General features: G+C 61.3%; 23 protein-coding genes. 8 read left to right on the forward strand and 15 right to left on the reverse strand.

The genetic code is table 11. The features are described from left to right. Window positions 1-24: 24 nt before the first annotated feature. The 13 genes from mdcH to pilG form a co-directional block, all read right to left on the reverse strand. Window positions 25-945: a malonate decarboxylase subunit epsilon gene (mdcH, locus tag KFS80_RS13820; protein WP_212545072.1), complete on the reverse strand. Its 921-nt coding sequence runs from the start codon at window positions 943-945 to the stop codon at window positions 25-27. After that, the gene (locus KFS80_RS13825) at window positions 942-1,562 is read right to left on the reverse strand and encodes a malonate decarboxylase holo-ACP synthase (protein WP_212545073.1); all 621 of its coding nucleotides are present in this window, start codon (window positions 1,560-1,562) and stop codon (window positions 942-944) included. Before KFS80_RS13825 ends, mdcH begins: the two co-directional genes overlap by 4 nt. Then, complete coding sequence (gene mdcE / locus KFS80_RS13830; RefSeq protein ID WP_212545074.1) at window positions 1,556-2,341, reverse strand: biotin-independent malonate decarboxylase subunit gamma; 786 nt, start codon at window positions 2,339-2,341, stop codon at window positions 1,556-1,558. Before mdcE ends, KFS80_RS13825 begins: the two co-directional genes overlap by 7 nt. After that, window positions 2,338-3,189: a biotin-independent malonate decarboxylase subunit beta gene (locus tag KFS80_RS13835; RefSeq protein ID WP_212545075.1), complete on the reverse strand. Its 852-nt coding sequence runs from the start codon at window positions 3,187-3,189 to the stop codon at window positions 2,338-2,340. Before KFS80_RS13835 ends, mdcE begins: the two co-directional genes overlap by 4 nt. Further along, a complete protein-coding gene (locus KFS80_RS13840; protein WP_007913697.1) occupies window positions 3,182-3,481 on the reverse strand; it encodes a malonate decarboxylase subunit delta in 300 nt (99 codons plus the stop codon). Before KFS80_RS13840 ends, KFS80_RS13835 begins: the two co-directional genes overlap by 8 nt. After that, complete coding sequence (locus tag KFS80_RS13845; RefSeq protein WP_212545076.1) at window positions 3,481-4,353, reverse strand: triphosphoribosyl-dephospho-CoA synthase; 873 nt, start codon at window positions 4,351-4,353, stop codon at window positions 3,481-3,483. Before KFS80_RS13845 ends, KFS80_RS13840 begins: the two co-directional genes overlap by 1 nt. Further along, complete coding sequence (gene mdcA / locus KFS80_RS13850) at window positions 4,353-6,023, reverse strand: malonate decarboxylase subunit alpha (protein WP_212545077.1); 1,671 nt, start codon at window positions 6,021-6,023, stop codon at window positions 4,353-4,355. The genes KFS80_RS13845 and mdcA overlap by 1 nt, the downstream gene beginning before the upstream one ends. A 291-nt stretch (window positions 6,024-6,314) precedes the next feature. Then, window positions 6,315-6,782: a chemotaxis protein CheW gene (locus KFS80_RS13855; protein ID WP_053124693.1), complete on the reverse strand. Its 468-nt coding sequence runs from the start codon at window positions 6,780-6,782 to the stop codon at window positions 6,315-6,317. Next, complete coding sequence (locus tag KFS80_RS13860; protein ID WP_212545078.1) at window positions 6,775-12,675, reverse strand: Hpt domain-containing protein; 5,901 nt, start codon at window positions 12,673-12,675, stop codon at window positions 6,775-6,777. The genes KFS80_RS13855 and KFS80_RS13860 overlap by 8 nt, the downstream gene beginning before the upstream one ends. Before the next feature lie 11 nt (window positions 12,676-12,686). Beyond that, a complete protein-coding gene (locus KFS80_RS13865) occupies window positions 12,687-14,735 on the reverse strand; it encodes a methyl-accepting chemotaxis protein (protein ID WP_212545079.1) in 2,049 nt (682 codons plus the stop codon). Between the two features lie 143 nt (window positions 14,736-14,878). Continuing rightward, entirely contained in the window at window positions 14,879-15,418 is a 540-nt protein-coding gene (locus tag KFS80_RS13870; RefSeq protein WP_007913675.1) for a chemotaxis protein CheW, read from the reverse strand. Window positions 15,419-15,428: 10 nt separating this feature from the next. Further along, window positions 15,429-15,794: a twitching motility response regulator PilH gene (gene pilH, locus KFS80_RS13875; protein ID WP_053124759.1), complete on the reverse strand. Its 366-nt coding sequence runs from the start codon at window positions 15,792-15,794 to the stop codon at window positions 15,429-15,431. A gap of 60 nt (window positions 15,795-15,854) precedes the next feature. Continuing rightward, window positions 15,855-16,259 (reverse strand): twitching motility response regulator PilG, encoded by a 405-nt coding sequence (pilG, locus tag KFS80_RS13880; protein WP_007913673.1) that lies wholly within the window; start codon window positions 16,257-16,259, stop codon window positions 15,855-15,857. Between the two features lie 225 nt (window positions 16,260-16,484). On the opposite strand from pilG, the gene gshB reads away from it, so the two are divergent. From gshB to KFS80_RS13915, 7 genes are all read left to right on the forward strand, one after another. After that, window positions 16,485-17,438 (forward strand): glutathione synthase, encoded by a 954-nt coding sequence (gshB, locus tag KFS80_RS13885; RefSeq protein ID WP_053124703.1) that lies wholly within the window; start codon window positions 16,485-16,487, stop codon window positions 17,436-17,438. A gap of 77 nt (window positions 17,439-17,515) precedes the next feature. Further along, window positions 17,516-18,415, forward strand: coding sequence for an energy transducer TonB (locus KFS80_RS13890; protein WP_053124705.1), 900 nt, complete (start codon window positions 17,516-17,518; stop codon window positions 18,413-18,415). 136 nt (window positions 18,416-18,551) lie between these two features. Then, a complete protein-coding gene (locus KFS80_RS13895) occupies window positions 18,552-19,124 on the forward strand; it encodes a YqgE/AlgH family protein (RefSeq protein ID WP_053124707.1) in 573 nt (190 codons plus the stop codon). Further along, window positions 19,124-19,561 carry a Holliday junction resolvase RuvX gene (gene ruvX / locus KFS80_RS13900; RefSeq protein WP_007913667.1) on the forward strand — a complete coding sequence of 146 codons (438 nt, stop codon included), beginning with the start codon at window positions 19,124-19,126 and terminating at the stop codon, window positions 19,559-19,561. Before KFS80_RS13895 ends, ruvX begins: the two co-directional genes overlap by 1 nt. Before the next feature lie 80 nt (window positions 19,562-19,641). Beyond that, entirely contained in the window at window positions 19,642-20,148 is a 507-nt protein-coding gene (gene pyrR / locus KFS80_RS13905; RefSeq protein WP_212545080.1) for a bifunctional pyr operon transcriptional regulator/uracil phosphoribosyltransferase PyrR, read from the forward strand. A 27-nt stretch (window positions 20,149-20,175) separates the two neighbouring features. Further along, window positions 20,176-21,180 carry an aspartate carbamoyltransferase catalytic subunit gene (locus KFS80_RS13910; protein ID WP_007913665.1) on the forward strand — a complete coding sequence of 335 codons (1,005 nt, stop codon included), beginning with the start codon at window positions 20,176-20,178 and terminating at the stop codon, window positions 21,178-21,180. Next, window positions 21,177-22,448, forward strand: coding sequence for a dihydroorotase (locus KFS80_RS13915; protein ID WP_159811883.1), 1,272 nt, complete (start codon window positions 21,177-21,179; stop codon window positions 22,446-22,448). The genes KFS80_RS13910 and KFS80_RS13915 overlap by 4 nt, the downstream gene beginning before the upstream one ends. 147 nt (window positions 22,449-22,595) lie before the next feature. On the opposite strand, the gene KFS80_RS13920 is transcribed toward KFS80_RS13915, so the two are convergent. Then, a complete protein-coding gene (locus KFS80_RS13920) occupies window positions 22,596-23,027 on the reverse strand; it encodes an NINE protein (RefSeq protein ID WP_053124713.1) in 432 nt (143 codons plus the stop codon). Window positions 23,028-23,277: 250 nt separating this feature from the next. Between KFS80_RS13920 and KFS80_RS13925 the strand changes: the two genes are divergently transcribed. Beyond that, window positions 23,278-23,901, forward strand: a complete 624-nt coding sequence (locus tag KFS80_RS13925; protein WP_053124715.1) for a C40 family peptidase — start codon at window positions 23,278-23,280, stop codon at window positions 23,899-23,901. An 80-nt stretch (window positions 23,902-23,981) separates the two neighbouring features. On the opposite strand, the gene rpoH is transcribed toward KFS80_RS13925, so the two are convergent. Beyond that, on the reverse strand, window positions 23,982-24,836 hold the full coding sequence (gene rpoH / locus KFS80_RS13930; RefSeq protein ID WP_042561557.1) for an RNA polymerase sigma factor RpoH: 855 nt from the start codon (window positions 24,834-24,836) through the stop codon (window positions 23,982-23,984). Window positions 24,837-24,858 lie beyond the last annotated feature (22 nt).

Raw genomic sequence — 24,858 nt, forward strand, 5'->3', positions numbered from 1 at the left:
GTTCGAAGCTTGAGTCGCGGCGGTTTAGGGTTGGCGGCTACCCTCCTCACGCAGCAGCGCTTGCAGGGTGTCGAGGCGAGCGCTGTCGAAGGCCGTCACGGTGCCTTGTTCAAACACCCGGCGCGCCAGTCCGGTGAGTACCGCACCGGGTGGTAATTCGATCTGTAGCCGTACGCCTCGCTCGAAAGCGCTTTGCACGGTGCCGCGCCAATCCACCACGCGGCACATGTTGAAGGCGAGGTCGTCGCGCAGCGCTTCTACTTTGCTCACGGGGCGTGCGCGACTGCCGCTCAGGTAGGCGATCTGCGGTGTCTTCAACTCGACTTTGGCGAAGGCCTCAGCGAGTGTTTGCGCCGGTTTCTCCAGCAGCGGACAGTGCGACGGCACGCTCACCGCCAGACGTTTTGCCAGACCGGCGCCGCGACTGCGCGCCAGATCCGCTACCGTTTGCATCGCCTCGTCACTGCCAGCAATCACCACTTGGTTGTCGGCGTTGATGTTGGCCAGATACACCGGCGAATCCTCGCTGTGCACCTGCGCCAGCAGCGTTTCGACTGTGGATAATTGCAGGCCGATGATCGCGGTCATGCCATAGCCCTGTGGATAAGCTTGCTGCATCAACTCACCGCGCAGGCTGACCAGATGCAACGCATCGCTAAAGCTCAAGGCCCCCGCAACCACTGCTGCGGGATAAGCGCCGATGGACAGACCGGCGACGTAATCCGCCGTGAGTCCGTCCTGCAACAACTGCCGCGAAGCAGCGACACCAGCGATCAGCAGGCAGAGTTGAACTGTTCTTGTCGTGCGCAGTGCCTGAGCAGAATCGAGCAGCAAAACATCTTCACCAAGCACATCACTGGCCTCGACCAGCGTTTCCCGAGGCAGGCGCTGAAGCATGCCTGCCTGCTGCGCGCCCTGACCGGGGAATACCAACAAGCTGCTCACGCTGCCTGCTCCTGCGGGTTCCACGGATCAATCACCAGACAGGCCTGATAAGCATTTTTCAGCAGCACGCGCGCCGAGCCGCCGGCCCACTCACGCAACGCCACAGCACCGAATGGCGTCTGCAATTGCATGTCGACTCGGCACGCGGCTTGATCGAAAAGCTCAACGAACTTGCCTGCCTGATTACGCGTGATCATCTGCGGTGTCCGCAAAATCAAATCGAGATCGCTGGCCGCGTGCATCGCGGTAAAACCACTGGCCAATTCAAACCCGACACTGCCGCTGACTCCCCAGACCCAACCGCAATCGTCGAGCATCGGCCGCAGTTGTTTGAGCGCCTGCATGACTGGCAGATCGCGCTCGCTGTCGATCTGACACAGCGCTTCCGGGCTGACCCGACAGGCAATCGAATCAACCGCCATAAACGCCGCCAAGCGCTGCTCGCGTAATACGCCGCGCACGCCGACCGCAACAAAACCGTCAGCACTCAACGCCCGCCGCACGACCACCGGTTGCCCGGCGGCCAGCGACTCGACGGCCCACAACGGCGCATCCGCCGGCAACTGCGCCGGGGTCATGCCCCAGAGCAGATCGTGGGCCAGAGGGCTGCTCACCACTGCGCCCTCAACAGTTCGCGCACACGGCTGGAAGCCGCACGATTTTTTGCGCCGAGACGATTGCTCAAGTCAGTACCGGTGATATCACCGATGGCTTGTTTAAGGCACTCGTTGACCCTTGATAGATCCTCCGCCGTCGGCTGTTCAATCTGCTGCACCGACAAGGTTTCCCAGAGCAATCCGAGGCTCGCGTAACTGTCGATGTCATAAGCCATCGGCGGCACACTGGCGGCCAGCGCTTCCAGCTCTTCAACACTGCGCAAGGTCACCCGCGCCGCCGAAGCCTTGCCCATCGCATGCACCATCACGCCCGGATCACGCAGCGCAATCAAACGATTGGCCTGATAACCATGAGCCAGAAACGCCCCGGACATCGCCTTGCCCACCAACAACGCAATCACCGGATGCCCGGCCAGACGCGCACGGGCATAACTGTCCGCCGCCCCGGCCAGCGCCTGATGAATGCCGAGCGCTTCTTCGCGGCGACCATAAGCCTGGCTCGGCACATCGACGATGGCGATGATCGGGCGCTTCTGCGCTTTATCGCGGTCAGCCGTGATCGCGTCATCCACAGCCTTGGCCAGACCCCAGCCTTCGAGCAAGCCGACTTCGCCATTACGAGCACGCGGAAAACGATTGTCCGGATCAGCGACCACAGCGATAAAACGCCCCAATTCACCGTCAGCAACCCTCAACGATGGCGGCAGTCCTTCAACCGCCACAGCGCCCGCGCTCAAGGCGTTGAACCAGTTCAAACCGCGCAGTGAATAGCCGCTCATGAGCGCTCTCCTTGATACAGATCGCGAACCACCGACGGTTCGATTTGCGGGTCAGTGTTCAGACTGCTCAGGCGTTGCAGGAACCATTCGGCGCGCTGGCTGCGTGACTGTGCCGGCAAACCCTGCTGCAGTAATTCACCGACCTGCTGACGAATCTTCGCCACGTCATCGGCGACATAACGATCGACCAGACCACTGGCGAAACGCTGCTCGCCACCGGTCAGGCTCCAAATGAACGGCCGGTCGCGCGAGTCGTATTCCTCGATCCCCGCTTCCTGCTCAATCACTTGCGGGCCGTTCAAACCGAGGCGCGCTTCCTGAGTCACCAACAAATAGCTGCACAATGCCGCCGCTATCGACATACCACCGAAGCAACCGACGCTGCCGGCGACCACACCGACCACCGGTTGGTACTGCTGCAAATCGACAATCGCCGCATGAATATCAGCAATCGCCGCCAGCCCGAGATTGGCTTCCTGCAAGCGCACGCCACCGGTTTCCAGCAGCAACACCGCGCGGGTCGGAATGCCTTTGCGGTTGTCTTCAGCCGCCAGTTCCAGCGCGCCGGCAATCTTCGCCCCGCCGACTTCGCCAAGGCTGCCACCCTGAAAGGCGCCTTCAATCGCGGCAATCACCACCGGCAACCCGTCGAGGCTGCCCTTGGCGATCACCACACCGTCATCGGCCTGCGGCACCACGCCCTGACGTTCAAGCCACGGCGACATCACCCGTTGAAACGGATCAAGCAATTCGCGAAAACTGCCGGCATCGAGCAAGGCCTTGGCCCGTTGCCGCGCGCCGAGTTCGACGAAGCTGTGTTTGTTGAGCAACGCGGCGCCGTCAGTCATGGCCGATCTCCTCGAAACCTTGTTCCAGTCGCAAGCGCACCACACCCGGCGTCGCGCCGAAATCGTGGATATCGATGGCCATCGCCGGCGGCGTGGTGCCGTCGAACATCCGCGCAAACAGGTGCTGCCAGCGCAGCTGCGCGCCGTTGACCGAAGTCTGCACATTGATCGTCAGCTTGCCGGCCAGGCCCGGTTCGATCAGCACTTCCAGATCACCGGAGCCGACACAACCGACCAGCGCGCGACCGCGTGGCGGCTGCCCGGCGGGGAATTCAAACGATAGGGTTTCCATCAAAACGCTCCCTGAAGGATGCCGTTGTGCTCGATACGGTCGAGCAGCAGCGTGGCGGCGAGCAAGTCGGCGGCGCCACCGGGCGAGGCATTCAATGCGATGAGTTGTTGATCGAGTTCGTGCAGCCGGCGGCGACCACTGAGGCTGGCGCTGCCACCGGCGTCGAGCACCGCTTGCGCGCCGAGTTGCATGGCCTGCAAACCCTCTTCGCCGGCGCGGTAGAGCACGCAGGTGTCGGCCAGATTGGTCATGATTGCGAGCAAGGCGTCGAGCCGGGCGTTCTGTTCGCCGCTGGCGTTGGCGCGGCTGCGTTTGAGTTGTGGCAGACCGCGTTGCAACACCGAAGGGAAGCCGAGTTGTGCTTCTTCGCGAGCGCCGCGTGCGCCGTAACGCAGGGCGACTTGCGCGCCATGGCTCAAGGGTTTGGGTGCGTGGCGATCGTCCAGCAAGGCCAAACGTGCAGCGCGCAGAGAGACTGCGTTGGCACTAGAGGATTGTGGTTCCAGCGCAGCGGCGGTCACCAATAATCCCAAGGCCCAGATCGCCCCACGATGCGTGTTCACGCCGTTGGTGGTGGTGAGCATCGCTTGTTCGCCTTCGCGCCCGATACGGCCAATCGCTTCGCGCAACGTTGAATCGACTTCACCGATTGCAACCGCCGCTTCAGCCATTTCCTTGAACGCCGGCCACAACGACAACGCCGAAGCGTGCATCAGGCCCAAGTGCAGATCGGTGTGCGCGCCGTTGCCGCGACGGTCGACCAGTGCCGGTTTCGGCGACAGATCGGCTTCGTCGATCAGCGCGTCCACCGCCAGATCGGCCAATCGATCAGCCAGGGACAGCGGTTTCGCTTGCAGGTTAAGTGCGTGCATTACCAGCTCCTGAATTTCGCGGGCGGGTTGTACAAGCCGCCGGACCACTCGACCAGATCGGCCACGCTTTTCGCCGCGAGCAATTCGCGGGTGGCGTCGGTGCGGCGGATACCGAGGTCTTCGGGCAAGGCGATCAGGCCTTCGCGGCGCATGCGTTCGGTGTCTTTCGGGTTGTGGCGCAGGCCGATGGCGGTGACGCCCGCGACGGCGGCGATCATCGCCTGGCGTTCTTCCAGCGAGCGCGCCTTGTACAGGTAGGCGATGCCTTCTTCGGTGAGCAGGTGGGTGACGTCGTCACCGTAGATCATGATCGGCGCCAGCGGCATGCCGCTTTTCTTCGCCACTTCGACCGCGTCGAGGGTTTCGACGAAGGTCGGTTTGCCGCCCTCCTGGAACGTCTCGACCATTTGCACCACGAGTTTCTTGCCGCGTTCGAGCATCGGTTGCTGCGAGTCGTCGTGGCGCATGTCCAGCCACGCCGGGGTGCCGTGACGGCGACCACGCGGGTCGTGGCCCATGTTCGGCGCGCCACCGAAACCGGCGAGGCGGCCACGGGTGACGGTCGAGGAATGGCCATCGCCATCGACCTGCAGCGTCGCGCCGATAAACAGATCCACCGCGTATTGCCCGGCGAGTTGGCAGAACATCCGATTGGAACGCAGCGAGCCGTCACGGCCGGTGAAGAACACGTCCGGGCGCGCGGCGATGTAGTTTTCCATGCCCAGTTCGGTGCCGAAGCAATGCACGCTTTCGACCCAGCCGCTCTCGATCGCCGGGATCAGCGTCGGATGCGGATTCAGCGTCCAGTTGCGGCAGATCTTGCCTTTGAGGCCGAGGGATTCGCCGTAGGTCGGCAGGATCAGCTCAATGGCGGCGGTGTTGAAACCGATGCCGTGGTTGAGCGACTGCACGTTGTGTTTTTCGTAGATCCCGCGAATCGCCATCATCGCCATCAACACGTGCACAGGCTTGATGTGCCGTGGGTCGCGGGTGAACAGCGGTTCGATGTAGAACGGCTTGTCGGCCACCACGACGAAATCGACCCATGACGCAGGAATATCTACGCGGGGCAGTTCGCTGACGTCGTCGACCAATTGGTTGACCTGAACGATGACAATGCCGTCGCTGAACGCGGCCGGTTCGATCAGTGCCGGGGTGTCTTCGGTGCTCGGGCCGGTGTAGATGTTGCCGGCGCGGTCGGCCATGAACCCGGCGGAAAGCACGACGTTGGGGATCAGATCCACCACCAGCCGGGCGTAGAGTTCGATGTAAGTGTGGATCGCGCCGATTTCCAGCAGGCCGTCTTCGAGCAACTGGCTGATGCGCAGGCTCTGGGTGCCGGCGAAGGAGAAATCGAGCTTGCGGGCAATGCCGCGTTCGAACAGATCCAGATGCTCAGAGCGGCCGACACTGGGCATGATCATGTGCAGGTCGTGGAGCTTTTCCGGGTTGGCCTTGGCCAGCGAACGGGAGAGGAAATCCGCCTGCTTCTGGTTGTTGCCCTCCAGCACCACACGGTCGCCGGGATGGATCAGCGCTTCAAGCGCGGCGACGATCTTGTCGGTGGGCAACACCACACCGTCGGCCAGCCCGCGTACCTTGTCGAGGCGGCGCTGCTTCTCATCGCGCCGCCGCGTCCAGCGCGAATCGGGGGAAATTGTTGTTGTCATGCTCACTCCACGGGGTTCGCTGTCGTGGAGCTAAGGTAGGCGCGTGGGGTGGGGGCATCAATCAAGCACGGTGGCGAATCATTACGCTCAGAGTAATGGTCAAAAGCCCCTCACCCTAGCCCTCTCCCGGAGGGAGAGGGGACTGACCGCAGCGTCTTGCGCCATACATCGACCTGCCAATCCGAGTCGATTATGGATTCACAACAACATTTTCAGGTCGGCGTCGATTGTGAGCATCCTGCGGTCGGCCCCCTCTCCCTCCGGGAGAGGGCTGGGGTGAGGGTCAGGCCGTTAAACCAGATCTGCCTCAACCAACAGTCGCTCCAACCCCAACAAATCCGGCACCTTCGCCACTTGTTCCCCGACCTGCACCGCCGCCTGCTCCAGCGCACACAACGGCACGTCGACATAGCTCAACTGGCTATCAAGCTTGTACGACCGCGGAATCCCCTGCACCAGCAGCGCAATGAACTTCAACTCCGGCAACCCACCGAGCGCATTCAAGATCACGATCCGCGCGCGCTCGCCAATCACAATTTTCTGCCCACACGCCGACTCAAAACTCAGCAACGGAATCCGCCGCTCACGCCACGTCACCCTGCCGAGATACCACGGCGGCGTATCCAGATCGAAGGCACTGGCCTGATAGTCGATCAGCTCAGCCACGGCGACGTTGGGCAGGATCAAATTGCGATCCGCCAACGGCAGCAGCAGCCCGGTCAGTTGGCTGCTGCGCTGATTGTGCCGGCGTTCATGCATGTTTCTTGCTCCATTGGGCAATGCTTTCGAGCAGCACCGATTCCTGGTACGGCTTGCCGAGGTAGTCGTTGACGCCGATGGCCATCGCACGATCACGGTGTTTCTGCCCGGTGCGCGAGGTGATCATGATGATCGGCAGGTGTTGCAGGCGTTCGTCGTTGCGCACCTGGGTGGCGACTTCGAAGCCGTCCATGCGCGGCATTTCGATGTCGAGCAGCATCAGGTCGGGCATGTGCTCTTCGAGCAGCAGCATGGCATCGACACCGTCCTTGGCGGTCAGCACGTTCATGCCATGGCGTTCGAGCAAACGGCTGGTGACCTTGCGCACGGTGACCGAGTCGTCGACCACCATCACCAGCAGCGGTTTCTGTGGTTCGCTGTCGATCTCCGGCAGCGTCGGCGTTTGCGCAATGCGCGCCTGCATCGCCCGAATCGGTGCGAGCAGATCGAGAATCAGCACCACCCGGCCATCGCCAAGAATCGTCGCCCCGGACACGCCCTGCAGCGCCGCGAATTGCGCGCCGAGACTCTTCACCACGATCTCGCGAGTGCCCGCCATCACGTCCACTTGCACGGCAATATGCCGGTCGTTGTAGTGCACCAGCAGCACCGGCAATGGCAGGTTCTGCCCGAGCAGTTTCGGCCGTGGCGCAGTTTTCAGCAGTTCGCCGAGGTAGCACAGTTCATAGGTCTGGCCGCCGTACTGATAACGCGGCGGATCCTGACGGAAGTGCCCTTCGAGATCATTCGGCAACACGCGAACAATGCCTTCGATGGTGTTCAGCGGAATCGCGTATTGATCCTCGCCACACTGCACCATCAATGCGCGGTTGACCGACACGGTGAAGGGCAGACGAATGCGGAAATGCACGCCCTGCCCCGGCACCGAGTCGATGCTCATGGTGCCGCCGAGTTGCCGCACTTCTTCGTGCACCACGTCCATGCCGACGCCACGCCCGGAAATCTGGGTGATTTTTTCCGCTGTGGAAAAGCCCGGCTGAAGGATGAACTGCAACACATCGCGGTCGCTGATCTCGGCATTCGGCGCGAGCAAACCACGCTTGATCGCCTTGTTGCGCACCGCTTCCAGTGGCACACCGGCGCCGTCATCGCGGATGTCGAAAACGATGTCGCCGCCCTCGCGAGACAGGTCGAGGCTGATCTGCCCTTGCGCCGGTTTACCCGCCGCCAGCCGCACTTCGGCGGACTCCAGACCATGATCGACGGCGTTGCGCAGCATGTGTTCCAGCGGCGCGGCCATGCGTTCGAGCACGTTGCGATCCATCTCGCCTTCGGCGTTGCCGACGACAAACGCGACGTCTTTGTTCAGCTCTTCGGCGACCTGACGGACGATGCGTTTCAGGCGCGGCAACATGCGCTCGAACGGCACCATGCGCGTGCGCATCAGGCCTTCCTGCAACTCGGTGTTGATACGGCCCTGTTGCTGCAACAAGTTCTCGGCGTCGTGGTTGCGGCGGTCGAGGGTTTCTTTCAGATCGAGCAAGTCAGAGGCCGATTCAAACAACGCCCGCGACAGTTGCTGCAACTGCGAATGGCGATCCATTTCCAGCGGATCGAATTCTTCGTAACCGAGGCGTTCGGCATCTGCTTGCTGGCGACTGAGAATCCGTCCCTGGGTTTCGGTGTCGAGACGGCGCAACTGATCGCGCATCCGTTCGATGGTGGTTTCCATCTCGTTCAGGGCAATCTGTGCGTCGTTGACTTGCTGCTCGATACGGCCCCGGAAGATCGAGGTTTCCCCGGCCAGATTGACCAGTTCATCAAGCAGTTCGGCGGAGACCTTGACCATGTCCGCGCCAACGTCGGCCGCCGGCGGTGCGGCCTCGGTTTTAGCTGCAACCGGCAGCAGCACCGGCGGCGTTTCAATGGTCGCCGGATGACTGAAATTCTGGATCGCATTGATCAGCCGATCGGCCGGCGGGCACGGTTGCCCGGCACGCACCGCGTCGAGCATCTGCGCCAGTCGGTCATGCCCGCGCTGCACCAGCGCAAACAGTTCGGTCGAGGCTTGCAGCGAACCGGCCGACAGACTTTCGTAAAGGTATTCCAGCTCATGGGCGAGGTCGCCGATCGGGCCGATCTCGACCATCCGCGCGCCACCCTTGAGGGTGTGCAGATCGCGCAGCAGGGTTTCGATTTCCTGACGATTGCCCGGCTCGGCCTGCCAGCGCAGCAGCGCGGCGCCGGAGTTTTCAATGATGTCGAAACCTTCTTCGAGGAAGATCTCCAGCAGCTCCGGATCGTGACTGGCGCTGTCATGATCGGCGGTGGCTGGCGGCGTTTCGGCGATGCCTGGCCCCTGCCGCACTTGGCGGATCGCCTCAATCAGATCGTGCGCCGGCGTCAGTGGCTGATGGTTTTGCAACTGATCAAGCAACAGCGCCAAGCGGTCATGACTCTTGAGCAGCAAGCGGCCCAGCGTTTCGCTGTAGTTGTAGCGACGATCGACCAGGCCTTCGTAAAGGCTTTCCAGCTCCTGAGCGAGATCGCCGATGGCCTCGACTTCAGCCATGCGCGCGCCGCCCTTGAGCGTGTGCAAATCGCGCTGCAAGGATGACAACGGCGCGCTGTTGTCCGGGTCACTTAGCCAGCGCTGCAAGGCCTGGCCGGCGCTGTCGAGAATGTCCACGGCCTCTTCGAGGAAGATCTCGACGATCTCGTCGTCCGCTTCAAAAGCACTGGCCGTTTGTTGCAGTTCGGCGGTGGCGCTGCCCAGTTCGCGGATGCTCAGGGTGCGGCTGCCGTCGCTGCGAATCAGGCCCATCGACGACGGGTCGAGGCTTTCATCGAGCAGATCATGCAGGGCGCGAATCCGCTCAGGCTGCGGGGTGACTTCCTGGCCGGCAGCCAGTTCGTCGAGCATGTTGATCAGCGCTTCGTGGGCATTTTGCGCTTCGTGAAAAAAACGCTCGCTGACCGCCAGACTGCTTTCTTCGACGGCGCCGTAAAGATCGAGCAAAGCCTCGCACAACACATCGACCGGCAGCAGATCGGCGAGGTGCGCGCCCTCGCCCAGCGTGGTCAATTCATCGAGCAGCGCGCTGAGTTCCTGACGCTCGCCGGGGTGCTGCTGCCAGCGCTGCAACAGGCTTTCGGCGTCGAGGAGGATGTCCATGCCTTGGGCGAGAAAGTTGTTGATCAGTTGCGGGTCGCGCTTGATCCGCAGGCCGGTGTTCGGCGCATCGAGGATCGACGCCAGACGCTCGGCCAGCAGTTCATCGGTGCGCTTGATCAGCGACTGCGCGCCGACAATCGGCGCCAGCGGATCGTGTTTGAGCTGACGCAAACCGACGCGAAACAAGCCCTCGGCTTCAAGGAGCAATTCCACTTCGTCGAGATCCAGCGGCAACTGGTGCGCCTTGAATTCGCGGGCCAGTTGATCGAGCGGCGCCGCCAGTTCGGCAATCGGCAACACGCCGGCCATCGACGCGCTGCCCTTGAGCGTGTGCAAGGCGCGCTGCAATTCGTCGCTGGCTTGCAACGGCACATGCTCGGCGGCTTGATCGAGGAAACGGTTGAGGCTGGCGAGGTGGGTTTCCGCTTCGTTGCGGAAGATCTCCAGCAACAGTGGGTCGAGCGCCGCGACATCGTCGACGTCTTCAGCGGCCATCGGCTCGTCACCCTTGGCCAAGGCGTGCGCGCGGGCGGCGAGTTGATCGACATCGCTGCGCTGACGCTGGCGGTTGATGGCGAATTCGCTGATCAGTTCCGGCAGCAACAGCACCGTGTCGGTCAGCAGTTGCTGGACGACCGAGCCGGGTTCGACGCTTTGTTCGAGCACACGGTTGAGCAGGTTTTCCACCGACCAGGCCAGCTCACCGAGAATCAGCGCGCGCACCATGCGTCCGCTGCCCTTCAAGGTGTGGAAGGCGCGGCGCAGCTCAGTCAGCGCATCGCGATCCTGCGGATTGGCAGCCCAGCGCGGCAGGTATTCGTGGAGGACTTCGAGGACTTCATCGGTCTCTTCGAGGAACACCTCGCGCAGCTCATCATCGACCGGTTCTTCATCGGCCGGCGGCGGCATCAGGCTGCCGGGGGTGATCAGCGCCGGCGGGTTGAGCGCTGACACCGGGCTGGCCAACACGTCGGCCAGCGACTGCACGATGTCCGGATCGTCGAGTGCTTGCATGTCCTGCATCACCAGCGCTTCGCTGGGGCTGAGCACGTCGTCGAGCACGGGAACATGCGGCTCATTTGGAAAGAACCCCAGACTGGCGAGGGATTTCTGCGCGACATCCAGCAGTTGTTCGCCCGGTGCCTGCGGGTCATCGCTCAAGCGTTCCAGGTAATACTCGAGGCTGCTGATGACATCGGCCAGATGATCGAGTTGCTCCCAACCCGGTTCGTGCGGATCAAGCAGCAAATGATCGCGGATAAAACCGTTGCAGGCCTCGACCAGACTCGCCGCGCGGTTCAGTGGAATCATCGCCAATGCGCCACGCACTTGAGTCAGCAGCGCCGGCAGCGGTTGCAGGTGTTGGCGATCCCAATCGGCGTCGATGTAGTCGACGATCATGTCCTTGGCCTGTTGCAGGCAGATGTGCGCTTCCTTGATGACGATCTGATGGATCTGCGTCAGGTCGGTGGTCGGCAGGCGCGCGTCTTCCGGGCTTTCCGGCTCGACGGTGCCGACCATCCCGGCCAGCGTCGCCTCGACGTAGAGCAAGGCGCCGGCGACGTCCATCAGGATTGCGTCGTTCGGTTCGCGCTGGCCCTGGGCAAGGCTCAGCACCACCGCCAATTGATCGATGATGACTTTGCGCGGCTGACCGAATCCGAGCACGGCGAGGGTGTCGGCGATCTGCCGCAGCGGCGCGAGCAGGCTTTCCAGATCCGAAGTGTGCTGGCGGTCGCTGCGCACGAACAGGTCGAGGCGCTCCTTGACCCGCACCAGCTCTTCGCACAATGCCGCCAACACCGAGCGCATCGCATCGCGATCCGGGCCAGCGAGGCGCGCGCGTTCTTCATCGACCATCGCGCTGTCGGGCAGCGCGTCGTCCAGGGAGTAGCGATCTTTCATGGTCAGCATCTGCCCGGTGGGATGTTCGGCTTTGGCAATATAGAACAACAGGCTTTTCAGCAGCTCCGGCGGTGGCGGCTGGTTGAGGCCGGCCATGCCTTGATCGAGCAGACGCTTGAGCTCTTTGTCGGCGTCCTTGAACAGGCTGCGCAGCGCCGGGCTGTTGGCGATCACGCCTTCGCGCATGCCTTCGACCAGCGCCGAGGCGACTTGCCACAATGGACTCAGCGGTGTGTCGCCGCTTAACGCTTCGAGGCGAGTAAAGACTTTCGCCAGATAACCGAGGTGGGTCTGGTCGTCCTGTTCACGCAGCAAGCCGACCAGGGCCATTTGCAGTGTCTGCCGGAGTTTGCGCAGCACGTTCGGCAACTCTGGCGGTTCCAGCAGCGCCAAGGCCTGTGCGCTCAGCGGCGGCAGCTCGGGCAATTGCGGGCTGAACAGGCTGGTTTCCGACAACAGGCTTTCGCCACGGGCGCTGCGCAGATCGTTGATCAGCGGCAGCACCACCAGCGGCAAATCACGCCGAGCGCTCTGCACGCGGTCGAGGTAGATCGGCAATTGTCCGAGCGCTTGCAGCAGCAGATGCAGCGCTTCGTCGCGATGGCTGACGCGCTCTTGCTGCAGGGCTTCGACCAGATGTTCCATCTCTTCGGCGAGCAAGGCTGCGCCGTAGAACTCGACCATCTGCAGGCTGCCGTGCACCTGATGGATGTAATCCAGACATTCGTCCAGACCGGGAAACGCCTGTGGATCATCGAGCACGGCTTCAATCGCCTGATGCGCCTGTTTCAGCGTTTCGGCAATTTCGCCTTTGACCCATTCGAGGGCCACATAGTCGTGCCGATCACCCATAACCACTCCACTCACGCTTTGTCTTTCGCCGCCGGCAAGGTGAATCCGGACACCGAGCGCCGCAGCTGGCTGGCCATTTTCGTCAGGTTGCCGATGCTCTCAGCGGTAGCGGTGGAGCCTGACGAGGTCTGCGAGGTGATCTGCTGGATCACATTCATCGTCAGGGAAATCTGCCCGGCCGACGTCGTCTGCTGCTGCGCCGCGTTGGAGATGCTTTGAATCAGCGCCGCGAGGGTTTTCGACACGCCTTCGATTTCTTCCAGGGCCACACCGGCATCCTGCGCCAGTCGCGCGCCGCGCACCACTTCGGTGGTGGTTTGCTCCATGGAAATAACGGCTTCATTGGTGTCGGTCTGAATCGCCCGCACCAGGGTTTCGATCTGCCGAGTGGCGGCGGACGAACGCTCGGCCAACCGTTGCACTTCGTCGGCAACCACAGCAAAACCGCGCCCGGCATCACCGGCCATCGACGCCTGAATCGCCGCGTTGAGGGCGAGGATGTTGGTCTGGTCAGCGATGTCATCGATCAGGCTGACGATATCGCCGATTTCCTGCGACGACTCGCCGAGACGCTTGATGCGTTTGGCGGTGTCCTGAATCTGTTCGCGAATGTTGTCCATGCCGTGGATGGTGTTGTGCACCACCTCGTTGCCTTTGTTGGCGATCTCCACGGAACGCTCGGCTACCGCCGAAGACTCGGCGGCGTTGGCCGAGACCTGATCGATGGATTCAGCCATGTCGCTGATCGCCGTCGAGGCTTCGGAGATCTGCTGGGCCTGATGCTCCGAGGCTTGCGCCAGGTGCATGGCGGTGGCTTGGGTTTCCTGCACGGCGGCGGCGACCTGGCCGGCGGTGAGGTTGATGGTGGCGACCAGATCGCGCAGTTGGTCGACGGAATAGTTGATCGAGTCGGCGATGGTGCCGGTGAAGTCTTCGGTCACCGAGGCGGTCACGGTGAGATCGCCGTCGGCAAGGTCTTCGATTTCGTCGAGCAGGCGCATGATCGCATTCTGGTTGCGCTCGTTCTTCTCGGCGGTTTCGCGCAGTTGCCGGTTGGTTTCGCGCACCATGACCATGCCGATCAGGATGATCGAGGCCAGTGCCAGCAAACCGAGGACGTAACCGCCGATGGTGTCGGTGTTGCGCCCGCCCGCGAGGTTTTCGAAACCGGTGGCCAGGTGCGAGGCTTCGTCGAGCAGGGTTTGCGAGAGGCTGAAGATATTGCTCGCCGATTCGCGAACCTTGAACAGCTCGGGCGAGGTTTCGAGGATTTCATCGACGGAGCCGGAGACAAACTGGAACAGCTCGGAGATTTCGCTCAAACGCGCACGGGCGTCACGGTCTTCGACCTGAGTGATTTTCAGCGTCGGGTTGCCTTGCAGCATGCCATTGAGCACTTGGCCGAAACGGGTGGCGTCGCGGCCAAAGGCATCGGCGGCTTGCTGCGAGTTTTCGTCACCGGCGAGCACGGTGTTGACCGCGCCAAGAATGCGCTCAGCCAGCAACGACTGACGTTGGGCCATCGCCACTTGTGCAGCCGGGGCACCACGCTGGAGGAGGATTTCGACAACTTTTTCGTATTCGATCTGCAACTGCGGCACGGTTTCAGCGAGGGTAGCGGCGACCTGATGCAGCGACAGCACGGTCTGTTCGCTGGAGAGAATCGCGTCGGTGTTTTTCAGCAGTCGTTCCCAGTCCAGCTGCACGGTGCGCATTTCCGGGCGCACAGTGGCAGGGGCTGGCGGCAGGCCGGTGACCGGGTCGCCTTTCTTCAGGTAACCCCAGCGCAGGGCGAAATCGTTGCGCGCATCGCTCAGCAACTTGAACGCGGCAGCCTTGCCGGCGGCGGCTTCGGTGGCGTTTTTGGCGATGCGTTGCGAGAGCACGCGCAGCTCACCGGCGTGGCCGATGTACTGTTTGTCGTAGTTCGCCTGGGTGTTGAGGTAAGCGAAGTTGGCGAACAGCAGCATGATGAACACGATCAGTGCGATGAACAGCACGATGATCTGCGAGCGACTGCGCGATCCTTCCGCCGGCTTGCCTGTTTTTGCTTTTATCATCGGTCCTCGCCTTGGGAACGGTTCACTTACCCTGTAGGAGCTGAGCTTGCTCGCGAAAGCGGTGGGTCAGCCAACATTGATTGCGCCTGACACGCCCTCTTCGCGAGCAAGCTCGGCTCCTACAAGGGACGGTGTTGAATCTGTTATATCGCGACGCTCATGAACACCGGGGATTTCGCCAGTGCAAACAGGCTGAACACCCGCCAGTTCTGCTCGCGCCGAAAATAGCCTTTGACGAACTCGGCCTTGGAGCCCTGGCGCTTGCTGATCGAGATCGGTTCGAAGCTGTCCTGCTCGAAATGCTGCAAGCCAATAACCTCATCGACCATCAGCCCGGCAAACACGTCCCCATGCTCCACCACCAACACCCGCCGCTGTTTGCGCAGCGGCGACAGTTCATGCCCGAAGAAACCACACAAATCCATGATCGGCAGCAGCCGCCCACGCAGGTTAGCCACGCCTTTGACCCACGGCTTGACCCCGGGCAACTGGGTGAAGCGCGGTTCGTGCAGCACTTCGCTGACTTCGCCCATCGGCGCCACATACCAGTGTTCGCCGAGGCGAAAGCCGATGCCGCTCCAGCGATCCTGGCGCGCCGGTTGCGACGGCAAGTCCGCCGCCAGCAAGCGGCAGCGCTGGTCGATCTGCCAGAGCAGTTCGAACGCGGTCAGCGATTCGCTCATGGTTGCGCGATCAGCCTTTGAGTACGTTGTTCAGGGTCTTGATCAGGGTGTCTTCGTCGACCGGTTTGGTCAGGTAGTCCTTGGCGCCCTGACGAGTGCCCCAGACCTTGTCGGTTTCCTGATCCTTGGTGGTGATGATGATCACCGGGATGTGTGTGGTGTCGGCATCCTTGGTCAACTGGCGGGTTGCCTGAAAACCGTTGAGGCCGGGCATGACGATGTCCATCAGTACCGCATCAGGTTTTTCCTGCCGGGCCAGGGCCACGCCGTCCGCGCCGTTTTCGGCCTTCAACACTTCATGGCCGTGCTTTTCCAGCATGCCGGTGAGTTTGTACATTTCAGTCGGCGAATCATCGACGATCAGGATACGTGCCATGGTTTTCCCCATTTTTCTTGTCGACGCCCGGCCCGCTGACCGCGCGTCTCTGTACGTGTCTTACTGCGGCAAAACGGCGGCAAAGCCCGGAACATGGGCCTGAATCGCGTTGAGCAGTTCTTCCTTGCTGAAAGGCTTGGTCAAAAATTGATCAGAACCGACAATCCGCCCCTTGGCCTTGTCGAACAGCCCGTCGCGCGATGACAACATGATCACCGGTGTCGCCTTGAACGCGCTGTTGTTCTTGATTAAAGCGCAGGTCTGATAACCATCCAGACGCGGCATCATGATGTCGACAAAAATGATCCCGGGGTGGTTATCGGCGATCTTGGCCAGGGCGTCGAAACCGTCGATCGCCGTGATCACTTCGCAACCGACATTCTTCAACAATGTTTCGGCGGTACGACGAATCGTTTTCGAGTCGTCGATCACCATGACCTTCAAGGCGCTGGACTGCTGTTCCATAAGAGGGCTCTACCGTCGCCTTTGCGAATCAAATTGTCCGTTTTGCTATGAGTAATGGCCGGAAACCCTTGATGCTTAAGGGCCAGCACGATATGCCAGCCTTTTTAGCACAGTCTCCAGATCCAATCTATCGACGGGTTTTCCCTTGACCGAAAACCCACCCGGCGCCACTCTGGCGGCACTTTTTCAATACCGATCCGGTAGCCAATTTTCGAGGAAAACCCAATGAGCGTTCGCGTCGGGATTGTCATGGACCCTATCGCCAGCATCTCCTATAAAAAGGATAGCTCGCTGGCCATGCTGCTGGCCGCGCAAAAGCGCGGCTGGGAACTGTTCTATATGGAACAGCGCGACCTGTATCAGGGCGAAGGTCAGGCACGTGCGCGCATGAAGCCGCTGAAAGTCTTCGCCAACCCGGAAAAATGGTTCGAACTGGACGCCGAGCAGGACAACCTGCTGAGCGATCTGGACGTGATCCTGATGCGCAAGGATCCGCCGTTCGACATGGAGTTCGTTTACTCCACCTACCTGCTCGAACAGGCCGAAACCGCCGGCGTACTGGTGGTGAACAAACCGCAGAGCCTGCGCGACTGCAATGAAAAGCTGTTCGCCACGCTATTCCCGCAGTGCACGCCGCCAACCATCGTCAGCCGTCGCGCCGATGTGCTGCGCGAATTTGCCGCGAAACACGGCGACGTGATCCTCAAGCCGCTGGACGGCATGGGCGGCACTTCGATCTTCCGTCACCGCGCGGGCGACCCGAACCTGTCGGTGATTCTGGAAACCCTGACCGCCCTCGGTGGCCAGCAGATCATGGGCCAGGCCTACCTGCCAGCGATCAAGGACGGCGACAAACGCATCCTGATGATCGACGGCGAGCCGGTGGATTACTGCCTGGCACGCATTCCGGCGCAGGGCGAAACCCGTGGCAACCTCGCCGCCGGTGGTCGTGGCGAAGCGCGTCCGCTGACCGAGAAAGATCGCTGGATCGCCGCCCAAGTCGGCCCGACCCTGCGTGAGAAGGGCCTGCTGTTCGTCGGTCTCGACGTGATCGGCGAGAGCCTCACAGAAATCAACGTGACCAGCCCGACCTGCATCCGTGAAATCGACAACGCGTTTGGCACTGATATCGGCGGCATGCTCATGGATGCCATCGATCAGAAGCTTAAAGCTCGTTGAGATAGAACAACCAAGATGCGACCAACATTGCGTTATCATGCCCGGCCTCTGAAAAACGCGATGTTGGTTTTCTTGAAATGACCCTCCCGTCCGATCTGCCCGCTGAACTCGCCCATCGTGGCGTGCGCCCGGCCGATCGCCTCGGTTTTACCCTATTCCTTGCGGCGCTGATCCATTTGGCGTTGCTGCTTGGCGTCGGCTTCACGATGGTCGAGCCCAAGCAAATCAGCAAAACCCTGGAAATTACCCTCGCCACTTTCAAGAGCGAAAAGAAGCCGGAGAAGGCGGATTTTCTCGCTCAGGAAAATCAGGAAGGCAGCGGCACGCTGGACAAAAAGGCGATTCCGAAGACCACTGAGGTCGCGCCGTTCCAGGACAATCAGGTCAAAAAAGTCACGCCGCCACCGGCCGCCAAGCCGGAAGTGCAGGAGGCTGCGCCCAAAGCCGCGGTGACCACCGTGGCGCCGAAGCCGAAAAAAGCGCCGACCAAGAAAGAAGAAACCAAGACTGAAGTGAAACCGTCGGTCGACGCGCCGACGTTCGACAGCTCGCAGCTATCTAGCGACATCGCCAGCCTTGAAGCCGAACTGGCCAAAGAACAACAGCTGTACGCCAAACGCCCGCGCATTCATCGCTTGAGCGCTGCGTCGACCATGCGCGACAAGGGCGCCTGGTACAAAGACGAATGGCGCAAGAAGGTCGAGCGCATCGGTAACCTGAATTATCCCGACGAAGCGCGGCGCAAGCAGATCTACGGCAATTTGCGCCTGATGGTCTCGATCAACCGCGACGGCTCGCTGTATGAAGTGTTGGTGCTGGAATCGTCTGGCCAGCCGCTACTGGATCAAGCGGCGCAGCGCATCGTCCGCCTGGCGGCGCCGTTTGCACCGTTTACCGGCGACCTGTCGGACATCGACCGCCTGGAAATCATCCGCACCTGGAAATTCGCCCGCGGCGACCGCTTGTCCAGCAATTAAGGGCAAGATCAAAAGATCGCAGCCTTCGGCAGCTCCTACAGTTTGGCCTGTGCTCCCCTGTAGGAGCTGCCGAAGGCTGCGATCTTTTGGCGGCTTCAGCTTGTCAGTTTGCCCCCCGAACGCCACACTAGCGCACATGAAAAACGTCAGCCCCAGCTACCTCAAGCATCACTTCCTGATCGCCATGCCTCACATGGCCGACCCGAACTTTGCCCATACCTTGACCTACATCGTCGAGCACACGGCCAATGGCGCGATGGGGATTGTGGTCAATCGACCGCAAGAGCTGAATCTGGCCGACATTCTCGAGCAACTGCGCCCGGACATCGACCCGCCAGCACTGTGCCAGCACGTGCCGATCTTCATCGGCGGGCCGGTACAGACTGATCGCGGTTTTGTCCTGCATCCGGCGGGCAAAACCTTCCAGGCCACCGCACAGCTGGACGGCGACCTGTCGCTGTCGACCTCGCAAGACGTGCTGTTCGCCATCGCAGACGGCGTTGGCCCGGCGAAAAGCCTGATCGCCCTCGGCTATGCGGGTTGGGAAGCCGGGCAACTGGAAGCGGAAATGGCCGACAACGCTTGGCTGACCTGCCCGTACGACGCCGACATCCTCTTCAACACCAGCAGCGAACTGCGTCTCGAAGCGGCGGCCAAGCACTTGGGGATCAACCTCAGCCTGCTGACCAGCCAGGCAGGTCACGCCTGATGGCGCTGCGTCTGATTCTCGGCTTCGACTACGGCACCAAACAGATCGGCGTCGCGGTCGGCCAGGTCATTACCGGCCAGGCCCGCGAGCTGTGCACACTGAAAGCGCAAAACGGCATTCCCGACTGGAATCAGGTGGAAGCGCTGTTCAAGGAATGGAAACCCGACGCCGTGGTCGTCGGCCTGCCGCTGAACATGGACGGCACGCCGAGCGAAATGTGCCTGCGCGCGGAGAAATTCGCCCGCCGCCTCAATGGCCGCTTCAATGTGCCCTTCTATACCCACGACGAACGCCTGACCACTTTTGAGGCCAAGGGCGAGCGCCTGGTGCGCGGCGGCCAGAAAGGCAGTTACCGCGACAACCCGGTGGACGCCATCGCTGCCGCGCTGCTGTTGCAGGGCTGGCTCGATGAAAACACTGCATTGTTTGAATCCTGACAAGCGCTTCGGCGCTTTTCTTTTGAGTGAAAAACCGAGTCGTGTCCAAGGATCCGACTCGCCCCCAACAAGGAGCAACCATGAGCCTGCCAAATCCCGCCGATCTGATCAGTCAGATGGCGACCCGCCTCAAGGCGCACCTTGCCCAGCGTGACATCACTGAACCGCGCTACATCGGCATCCGCACCGGCGGCATCTGGGTCGCGCAGGCCTTGCTCAAGGAATTGGGCAGCGACGCGCCACTGGGCACGCTGGACGTGTCCTTCTACCGCGACGACTTCAGCCAGAACGGCCTGCACCCACAAGTGCGCCCGTCCGCCCTGCCCTTCGAGATCGAAGGCCAGCATCTGGTGCTGATCGACGACGTACTGATGAGCGGCCGCACCATCCGCGCCGCCCTCAATGAATTGTTCGACTACGGCCGCCCGGCCAGCGTGACCCTGGTCTGCCTGCTGGATCTGGACGCTGGTGAGCTGCCGATCCGCCCGAACGTGGTCGGCGCGACACTGTCGCTGGCCGCTCACGAACGGGTGAAGCTGTCCGGCCCCGAGCCGTTGACGCTCGAACTGCAAGACATGTCCCTTTAATCCGCCCTATTGAGAGTCCCCTTCGCGATGACGCCTCTAGATACCAAGCGCCCGCTGCAGCTCAATGATCAGGGCCAGCTGCGCCACTTCCTCTCGCTCGACGGCCTGCGCCGCGAGTTGCTGACGGAAATCCTCGACACTGCCGACTCGTTCCTCGAAGTCGGTGCCCGGGCGGTGAAGAAAGTCCCGTTGCTGCGCGGCAAGACCGTGTGCAACGTGTTCTTCGAAAACTCCACGCGCACCCGCACCACCTTCGAACTGGCGGCCCAGCGGCTGTCGGCGGACGTGATCACCCTGAACGTATCGACCTCGTCGGCGAGCAAGGGTGAAACGCTACTCGACACCCTGCGCAACCTCGAAGCCATGGCCGCCGACATGTTCGTCGTGCGCCACGGTGATTCCGGTGCCGCGCACTTCATCGCCGAACACGTATGCCCGCAAGTGGCGATCATCAACGGCGGCGACGGCCGTCACGCGCACCCGACGCAGGGCATGCTCGACATGCTCACCATTCGTCGGCACAAGGGCGGCTTTGAAAACCTCTCGGTGGCCATCGTCGGCGACATCCTGCACTCGCGGGTCGCGCGCTCGAACATGCTCGCCCTGAAAACCCTCGGTTGTCCGGACATCCGTGTGATCGCGCCGAAAACCCTCCTGCCGATCGGCATCGAGCAATACGGCGTGAAGGTCTACACCGACATGACCGAAGGCCTGAAAGACGTCGACGTGGTGATCATGTTGCGCCTGCAGCGTGAACGCATGACCGGCGGCCTGCTGCCGAGCGAAGGCGAGTTCTACCGCCTGTTCGGCCTGACCACCGCGCGTCTGGCCGGGGCCAAACCCGATTGCATCGTCATGCACCCGGGGCCGATCAACCGTGGCGTGGAAATCGAGTCAGCAGTGGCCGACGGCCCGCACTCGGTGATCCTCAATCAGGTCACCTACGGCATCGCAATTCGTATGGCTGTGCTGTCCATGGCCATGAGCGGACAAACCGCGCAGCGTCAATTCGAGCAGGAGAACGCCCAGTGAAGCTCAGCATTCTCGGCGCACGCGTCATCGATCCAAGCAGCGGCCTGGATCAAATCACCGACATTCACGTTGAAGCCTGCAAGATCGTCGCCCTCGGCGCCGCTCCAGCGGGTTTCACGGCAGTAGAAACCATCGACGCCCAAGGCCTCGTCGCAGCCCCGGGCCTCGTCGACCTGAACGTGGCCCTGCGCGAGCCGGGTTACAGCCGCAAAGGCTCGATCATCAGCGAAACCCGCGCCGCCGCTGCCGGTGGCGTGACCAGCCTGTGTTGCCCGCCGAAAACCAAACCGGTGCTCGACACCTCCGCCGTGGCCGAGCTGATCCTCGACCGCGCCCGCGAAGCCGGCAACACCAAGGTGTTCCCGATTGGCGCGTTGAGCAAAGGTCTGGACGGCGAGCAACTGGCTGAACTGGTGGCGCTGCGCGACGCCGGTTGTGTGGCGTTCGGCAACGGTCTGGAGAGCTTTCGCAATACCCGCACGCTGTGCCGGGCGCTGGAATATGCGGCGACGTTTGATCTGACGGTGATTTTCAACTCGCAGGATCATGATCTGGCCGAAGGTGGTTTGGCTCACGAAGGCGCGGTGGCCAGCTTCCTCGGTCTGCCGGGGATTCCGGAAACCGCTGAGACTGTGGCGCTGGCTCGCGATCTGCTGCTGGTCGAGCAATCCGGCGTGCGTGCGCACTTCAGCCAGTTGACCAGCGCGCGCGGCGTCGCCCTGATCGCTCAGGCGCAGGCCCGTGGTTTGAAGGTGACGGCGGATGTCGCGCTGTATCAGCTGATTCTGACCGACGAAGCGCTGATCGACTTCAGCAGCCTCTATCATGTGCAACCGCCACTGCGTACCCGCGCCGACCGCGACGGTCTGCGTGAAGCGGTGAAATCCGGGGTGATCTCGGCGATTTCCAGCCATCACCAGCCACACGAACGTGACGCCAAACTGGCACCGTTCGGCGCGACCGAGCCGGGCATCAGCAGCGTTGAGTTGTTGCTGCCATTGGCGATGACGCTGGTGGAGGATGGTTTGCTGGATCTGCCGACCTTGCTCGCACGTCTGAGCGCAGGCCCGGCTGAGGCGTTGCGCCTGCCGGCGGGCAAGCTAGCGGTGGGTGGGGCGGCGGATATCGTGCTGTTCGACCCGCAGGCATCGACGGTGGCCGGTGAGAACTGGCTGTCGAAGGGCGAGAACTGCCCGTTCCTGGGGCACAGTCTGCCGGGTGTGGTTCGCTATACGCTGGTGGATGGGCGGATTAGCCACCAGGCTTGATGCTGAGGGATCTTGTGGCGAGGGGATTTATCCCCGTTCGGCTGCGAAGCAGTCGCGAAGCTATTGCACGCGGTGGATCATCTCCACCGCGTTCTCAGATTCAGGGCCGCTTCGCAGCCCAACGGGGATAAATCCCCTCGCCACAGGTTATTGGAAAGCGCCGCGATTCTGCGCGTTACGCACCGAGACCTGATCATTCAGCGTCCAGAAGTCATACAGCACGCCAATAAAGAACAACCCGCCCGTGAGCAGATACACCAGCCCGCTGATCCATTTCCCCTGATACATCCGGTGTACGCCGAATACCCCGAGGAACGTCAGCAGAATCCACGCGACGTTGTATTCGATCGGCCCTGCGGTAAAACGCAGATCCGCCTCACGATCCATCGCCGGGATCAGGAACAGGTCGATCAGCCAGCCGATGCCGAGCAAACCGAAGGTGAAAAACCAGATCGTCCCGGTCACCGGTTTGCCGTAATAGAAGCGGTGAGCGCCGGTGAAGCCAAGAATCCACAGCAGATAACCGATCACCTTGCTGTGCGTGTCCTGCGGTTGAGCAACCTGCTGATAGCGGTTCATGAATGACCTCATTTGCCTCGATAGATAAATATTTTCTGCATCTTTGTGACTTTTTTGTGTCGAGCCGACAAGTGGCTCTTCACTGTTACACATTGCGCAAAGCCTTGTGGGGCTTGGGTTCTGTCCGACAATTGAGTCAATTTGCCGCTTGTTGAACGAAATTGACCACCGGGTTGAATCGACCAACGGCCTCGGAAGGGACAAAAAAGCTGTTATAAAGTTGCGCGCTACCACTTAAGAGCCACGCCTAATGCGACCATTTTTCAAGACATGGCTAACCATCTGCCTATTAATGCCACTGGCCGCCCACGCCACCAATCGTGAGCAACGTCTTCCTAACGTTAACGGCTTTACCCCTAAATCCCATGCTTCGGCTCCTTCGAGCAAAAGCAGCAAAAGCAAAACCACCACGCTGAGCAGCAAGAACCACAGCAAGCTGGTGCCACCGATGGCGAGCAAGGAAAGCAGTAACGTGCTCAGCCGCGCTGTAAACGTCCTCGGTACACCTTATCGTTGGGGCGGCAGCAGCCCAAGTAAAGGCTTCGATTGCAGCGGTCTGGTGAAATACGCGTTTAACGACGCCACATTCGACCTGCCACGCACTTCCAACGCCATGGCCAGCGGTCATGGGGTGAAAGTCGAGCGCAACGATCTCAAGCCCGGTGACCTGATCTTTTTCAACATCAAGAGCCGTCGAGTCAACCACGTTGCCATCTACCTGGGCAATGATCGCTTTATCCATGCGCCGCGTCGTGGCAAGTCGGTGAGCATCGATACGCTGAACAAGCCGTATTGGGAAAAGCATTACGTCGTCGCCAAGCGCGTATTGCCTAATGAACCGGCCAGCAAGCAATTGCGCGTTGTTCAGCGCTGATCTGATTCAGCTTTAAACGCGACATACAAAAACGCCCCGATCATTGCTGATCGGGGCGTTTTTTATTGCCTGTTCGCCGGTTACGCAGCGATCGACAACTTGAGCTTGTTCATCGCGCTCTTCTCGAGCTGACGGATACGCTCAGCCGACACGTTGTACTTCTGCGCCAGGTCGTGCAGCGTGGCTTTCTCTTCTGCCAGCCAGCGCTGGTAGAGGATGTCACGGCTGCGTTCGTCCAGCACTTCGAGTGCTTCGTGCAGGTTGTTGTTGGAGTTGTCGCTCCAGTCGGCATCTTCCAGTTGACGCGCCGGGTCGTACCGGTGGTCTTCCAGATAGTTGGCCGGCGACTGGAAAGCGCTGTCGTCATCGGCTTCAGCAGCCGGGTCGAAGGCCATGTCATGGCCGGTCAGGCGACTTTCCATCTCGCGCACTTCACGCGGTTCCACGCCGAGGCTTTCCGCCACACGGTGGACTTCCTCGTTGTTCAGCCACGCCAGACGTTTCTTCTGGCTGCGCAGGTTGAAGAACAGCTTGCGCTGGGCCTTGGTGGTCGCGACTTTCACAATGCGCCAGTTGCGCAGGATGAACTCGTGAATTTCCGCCTTGATCCAGTGCACGGCGAACGACACCAGACGCACACCCATTTCCGGGTTGAAGCGCTTGACCGCCTTCATCAGGCCGACGTTACCTTCCTGGATCAGGTCAGCCTGAGCCAGACCGTAGCCGGAATAGCTACGGGCAATGTGTACGACAAAACGCAGGTGGGCGAGCACCATCTGCCGAGCCGCCCCCAAATCCTGCTCATAGTAGAGACTCTCGGCCAGTTCACGCTCCTGCTCCGGCGTCAGCAATGGAATGCTGTTGACGGTGTGCACGTAAGCTTCCAGGTTCGCACCCGGAACCAACGCATACGCAGGTTGCAAAGAATTGGTCATACGAAAAAACCTCCGACTTACA

Source organism: Pseudomonas rustica (assembly GCF_018336155.1).
GTDB lineage: Bacteria > Pseudomonadota > Gammaproteobacteria > Pseudomonadales > Pseudomonadaceae > Aquipseudomonas > Aquipseudomonas rustica.

Excerpts from the sequence above, each read along its gene's own strand:
- mdcE (WP_212545074.1), bottom strand. The coding sequence starts at position 2,341 with ATGAGCGGCTATTCACTGCGCGGTTTGAACTGGTTCAACGCCTTGAGC.
- KFS80_RS13835 (WP_212545075.1), bottom strand. The coding sequence starts at position 3,189 with ATGACTGACGGCGCCGCGTTGCTCAACAAACACAGCTTCGTCGAACTC.
- KFS80_RS13840 (WP_007913697.1), bottom strand. The coding sequence starts at position 3,481 with ATGGAAACCCTATCGTTTGAATTCCCCGCCGGGCAGCCGCCACGCGGT.
- KFS80_RS13845 (WP_212545076.1), bottom strand. The coding sequence starts at position 4,353 with ATGCACGCACTTAACCTGCAAGCGAAACCGCTGTCCCTGGCTGATCGA.
- mdcA (WP_212545077.1), bottom strand. The coding sequence starts at position 6,023 with ATGACAACAACAATTTCCCCCGATTCGCGCTGGACGCGGCGGCGCGAT.
- KFS80_RS13855 (WP_053124693.1), bottom strand. The coding sequence starts at position 6,782 with ATGCATGAACGCCGGCACAATCAGCGCAGCAGCCAACTGACCGGGCTG.
- KFS80_RS13860 (WP_212545078.1), bottom strand. The coding sequence starts at position 12,675 with ATGGGTGATCGGCACGACTATGTGGCCCTCGAATGGGTCAAAGGCGAA.
- KFS80_RS13865 (WP_212545079.1), bottom strand. The coding sequence starts at position 14,735 with ATGATAAAAGCAAAAACAGGCAAGCCGGCGGAAGGATCGCGCAGTCGC.
- KFS80_RS13870 (WP_007913675.1), bottom strand. The coding sequence starts at position 15,418 with ATGAGCGAATCGCTGACCGCGTTCGAACTGCTCTGGCAGATCGACCAG.
- pilH (WP_053124759.1), bottom strand. The coding sequence starts at position 15,794 with ATGGCACGTATCCTGATCGTCGATGATTCGCCGACTGAAATGTACAAA.
- pilG (WP_007913673.1), bottom strand. The coding sequence starts at position 16,259 with ATGGAACAGCAGTCCAGCGCCTTGAAGGTCATGGTGATCGACGACTCG.
- gshB (WP_053124703.1), top strand. The coding sequence starts at position 16,485 with ATGAGCGTTCGCGTCGGGATTGTCATGGACCCTATCGCCAGCATCTCC.
- KFS80_RS13890 (WP_053124705.1), top strand. The coding sequence starts at position 17,516 with ATGACCCTCCCGTCCGATCTGCCCGCTGAACTCGCCCATCGTGGCGTG.
- KFS80_RS13895 (WP_053124707.1), top strand. The coding sequence starts at position 18,552 with ATGAAAAACGTCAGCCCCAGCTACCTCAAGCATCACTTCCTGATCGCC.
- ruvX (WP_007913667.1), top strand. The coding sequence starts at position 19,124 with ATGGCGCTGCGTCTGATTCTCGGCTTCGACTACGGCACCAAACAGATC.
- pyrR (WP_212545080.1), top strand. The coding sequence starts at position 19,642 with ATGAGCCTGCCAAATCCCGCCGATCTGATCAGTCAGATGGCGACCCGC.
- KFS80_RS13910 (WP_007913665.1), top strand. The coding sequence starts at position 20,176 with ATGACGCCTCTAGATACCAAGCGCCCGCTGCAGCTCAATGATCAGGGC.
- KFS80_RS13920 (WP_053124713.1), bottom strand. The coding sequence starts at position 23,027 with ATGAACCGCTATCAGCAGGTTGCTCAACCGCAGGACACGCACAGCAAG.
- KFS80_RS13925 (WP_053124715.1), top strand. The coding sequence starts at position 23,278 with ATGCGACCATTTTTCAAGACATGGCTAACCATCTGCCTATTAATGCCA.
- rpoH (WP_042561557.1), bottom strand. The coding sequence starts at position 24,836 with ATGACCAATTCTTTGCAACCTGCGTATGCGTTGGTTCCGGGTGCGAAC.